Origin of the sequence: Bacillus cereus group sp. BfR-BA-01355 (genome assembly GCF_022663675.1) — a bacterium.
GTDB lineage: Bacteria > Bacillota > Bacilli > Bacillales > Bacillaceae_G > Bacillus_A > Bacillus_A thuringiensis_S.
In genome coordinates this window covers 1-213 of sequence record NZ_JAKUFY010000514.1, presented here as the reverse complement: position 1 = coordinate 213, position 213 = coordinate 1, and the positions used below count along the sequence as shown (strand labels likewise).

Here is a 213-nt window from a genome sequence, read left to right as displayed (position 1 = left end):
CATGTGGTTTAATTCGAAGCAACGCGAAGAACCTTACCAGGTCTTGACATCCTCTGAAAACCCTAGAGATAGGGCTTCTCCTTCGGGAGCAGAGTGACAGGTGGTGCATGGGTGTCGTCAGCTCGTGTCGTGAGATGTTGGGTTAAGTCCCGCAACGAGCGCAACCCTTGATCTTAGTTGCCATCATTAAGTTGGGCACTCTAAGGTGACTGC

The 213-nt window shown here is 51.2% G+C and carries 1 rRNA gene; it reads left to right on the top strand.

The annotated features are described in order from the left end of the window. Nucleotides 1-213: ribosomal RNA gene (locus MR167_RS32715) — 16S ribosomal RNA — on the top strand; the annotation flags it as partial.